General features: G+C 65.3%; 3 protein-coding genes and 1 pseudogene. All 4 read left to right on the plus strand.

Features of this window, described 5'->3' with window-relative positions:
• A pseudogene (locus JYJ84_RS31110) lies at positions 1-158 on the plus strand (superoxide dismutase family protein); the annotation flags it as partial.
• Between the two features lie 196 nt (positions 159-354).
• Positions 355-924, plus strand: coding sequence for a dCTP deaminase (gene dcd / locus JYJ84_RS31115; RefSeq protein WP_006398615.1), 570 nt, complete (start codon positions 355-357; stop codon positions 922-924).
• An 81-nt stretch (positions 925-1,005) separates the two neighbouring features.
• Positions 1,006-3,285, plus strand: coding sequence for an arginine/lysine/ornithine decarboxylase (locus JYJ84_RS31120; protein WP_122946023.1), 2,280 nt, complete (start codon positions 1,006-1,008; stop codon positions 3,283-3,285).
• Positions 3,285-3,681 (plus strand): lysozyme inhibitor LprI family protein (locus JYJ84_RS31125; RefSeq protein WP_205189910.1); only part of this gene is annotated, 397 nt, incomplete at its 3' end. The genes JYJ84_RS31120 and JYJ84_RS31125, both read left to right, overlap by 1 nt.

Here is a 3,681-nt window from a genome sequence, read left to right on the forward strand (position 1 = left end):
ACGGCGTCGCGGCCGGCTTCATCGTCGCGCCCGATCTGGCCCTCGATGGCGTGCGCTCGGCGATGAACCGCGCGGCGCTGGTGCACCGCGAACCGAGCGATCCCGCGTTTCCGCAGCATGGCGCGGGGCCCGCGCTGGCCTGCGGCGTGATCCGTTGACGGGCGCCGCGTGCGCCGGCCGATGATCGCGTAAAATGTGCGCCTTTCCCGGCCGCCGCCTCGCGGGTCTGGCCCTCACCGACTGTCACGCAGCGTTTCCAGGCGCCCCGAATATGCAACGACCCCAACGCTCACTTCGTTCGCTGTCCCCCGAGGGGACGGCCAGCCTCCTTGGGACGGCCCGGCGGAGGCTGGCATGAGCATCAAGTCCGACAAGTGGATTCGGCGCATGGCCGAAGAGCACAAGATGATCGAGCCGTTCGTGCCCGATCAGGTCCGTGCGTCCGAGGACGGTCGCCGGATCGTCAGCTACGGCACGTCGAGCTACGGCTACGACATCCGCTGTGCAGACGAATTCAAGATTTTCACGAACATCAACTCGACGATCGTCGATCCGAAGAACTTCGACGAGGGTTCGTTTGTCGATTTCAAGGGCGACGTGTGCATCATCCCGCCGAACTCGTTCGCGCTGGCCCGCACCGTCGAATATTTCCGCATCCCGCGCACCGTGCTGACGGTCTGCCTCGGCAAATCGACCTATGCGCGCTGCGGGATCATCGTCAACGTGACGCCGTTCGAACCCGAGTGGGAAGGCTACGTCACGCTGGAATTCTCGAACACCACGCCGCTGCCCGCGAAGATCTACGCGAACGAAGGCGTCGCACAGGTGCTCTTCTTCGAGAGCGACGAAGTGTGCGACGTGTCGTACGCGGATCGCGGCGGCAAGTATCAGGGGCAGCGTGGTGTCACGCTGCCGAAAACCTGATCTGGTTGCATAACGTCTCACCAGTTTCCGGGTGACCGCTGCGCGTGACGCGCCGCGGTCGTTCTTTTTGGAGAATCGCCCATGAAGTTTCGTTTCCCCGTCGTCATCATCGACGAAGATTTCCGCTCCGAGAACATCTCGGGCTCCGGCATCCGGGCGTTGGCCGAAGCGATCGAGAAGGAGGGCGTCGAAGTCCTCGGCCTCACGAGCTACGGTGATCTGACGTCGTTCGCGCAGCAATCGAGCCGTGCGTCGTGCTTCATCCTGTCGATCGACGACGACGAACTCATGCTCGGCGAGACCGGCCCGGACGGCGAACTGCCCGAGCTCGCGACCGCGATCATCGAGCTGCGCGCGTTCGTCACCGAAGTGCGCCGCCGCAACGCGGATATTCCGATCTTCCTGTACGGCGAGACGCGCACGTCGCGCCACCTGCCGAACGACATCCTGCGCGAGCTGCACGGCTTCATCCACATGTTCGAGGACACGCCGGAGTTCGTCGCGCGCCACATCATCCGCGAGGCGAAGGTCTATCTCGACTCGCTCGCGCCGCCGTTCTTCAAGGAACTCGTCAAGTACGCGGACGAAGGCTCGTACTCGTGGCACTGCCCGGGCCACTCGGGCGGCGTCGCGTTCCTGAAGAACCCGCTCGGCCAGATGTTCCACCAGTTCTTCGGCGAGAACATGCTGCGCGCGGACGTCTGCAACGCGGTGGACGAACTCGGCCAGCTGCTCGACCACACGGGCCCGGTCGCGGCGTCCGAGCGCAACGCGGCGCGGATCTTCAGCGCGGACCACCTGTTCTTCGTGACCAACGGCACGTCGACGTCGAACAAAATCGTCTGGCACGCGACGGTTGCACCGGGCGACATCGTGCTGGTCGACCGCAACTGCCACAAGTCGATCCTGCACGCGATCACGATGACGGGCGCGATCCCCGTGTTCCTCACGCCGACGCGTAACCACTTCGGCATCATCGGGCCGATCTCGCGCGACGAATTCAAGCCGGAGAACATCCGCAAGAAGATCGAGGCGAACCCGTTCGCGCGCGAAGCGATGCGCGAGAACCCGGACCTGAAGCCGCGCATCCTGACGATCACGCAGAGCACGTACGACGGCGTCGTCTACAACGTCGAGATGATCAAGGACCTGCTCGGCGACCTGCTCGACACGCTGCACTTCGACGAAGCGTGGCTGCCGCACGCGACGTTCCACGACTTCTACCGCGACATGCACGCGATCGGCGACGGCCGTCCGCGCACCGGCGCGCTCGTGTTCGCGACGCACTCGACGCACAAGCTGCTCGCGGGCATCTCGCAGGCATCGCAGATCGTCGTGCAGGATTCGGAGAACCGCACGTTCGACAAGCACCGCTTCAACGAGGCGTACCTGATGCACACGTCGACGAGCCCGCAGTACGCGATCATCGCGTCGTGCGACGTCGCGGCCGCGATGATGGAGCCGCCGGGCGGCACCGCGCTCGTCGAGGAGTCGATCGCCGAGGCGATCGATTTCCGCCGCGCGATGCGCAAGGTCGACGCCGAATACGGCGACGACTGGTTCTTCAGCGTATGGGGCCCGGACAACCTGTCCGAAGAAGGCATCGGTTCGCGCGAGGACTGGATACTGAAGCCGAACGACCACTGGCACGGCTTCGGCCCGCTGGCGGAAGGCTTCAACATGCTCGACCCGATCAAGGCGACGATCATCACGCCGGGGCTCGACGTCGACGGCGAGTTCGGCGAAACCGGCATTCCGGCCGCGATCGTCACGAAGTACCTGGCCGAGCACGGGATCATCGTCGAGAAGACCGGCCTGTACTCGTTCTTCATCATGTTCACGATCGGCATCACGAAGGGCCGCTGGAACTCGATGGTGACCGAGCTGCAGCAGTTCAAGGACGACTACGACAACAACCAGCCGCTGTGGCGCGTGCTGCCGGAATTCGTCGCGCAGCATCCGCGCTACGAGCGCGTCGGCCTGCGCGACCTGTGCACGCAGATCCACGACGTGTACCGCGCGAACGACATCGCCCGCCTGACGACGGAGATGTACCTGTCGGACATGGAACCGGCGATGAAGCCGTCGGACGCGTTCGCGAAGCTCGCGCACCGCAAGATCGATCGCGTGCCGCTCGACGAGCTCGAAGGCCGCGTGACGAGCATCCTGCTCACGCCGTACCCGCCGGGCATTCCGCTGCTGATCCCGGGCGAGCGCTTCAACAAGACGATCATGAACTACCTGCGGTTCGCGCGCGACTTCAACGAGCGCTTCCCGGGCTTCCACACCGACATCCACGGCCTCGTCGCGGAAGAGGTGAACGGCCGTGTCGAGTACTTCGTCGACTGCGTGCGCGACTGATGGCGACGCACGGACGAATCCAGACGATGCGTGCGGCGCTGGCCGCGCTCGTCGTCTGGGCGGCGGGGTCGGCCGGGCTGGCGGGCATGGGTGTCGCACATGCGGAAGTCGCGGCGGCCGACCCGATCGACGTCGCGATGCGGCAATGCCTCGCGCGGCGCGACCGGTCGTCTCCGGCCGGCCAGATCCAGTGCATGGGCGAAGCGCAGCAGCAGTGGCAGGCCGTGATGGACGGCGCGTATCAGCGCCTGTTGAAGGATGCGCCGGCCGACGCGAAGCGCGGCTGGCAGGACAGCCAGCGTCATTGGGTCACGTGGCGCAAGGATGAAGTGCATTTGCTGAAGGCCGTGTATGACACGACGCGCGGCACGTCGTACGCGATGTCGAGTGCCGACC

The organism is Burkholderia sp. LMG 13014, from assembly GCF_905232215.1.
Lineage (GTDB): Bacteria > Pseudomonadota > Gammaproteobacteria > Burkholderiales > Burkholderiaceae > Burkholderia.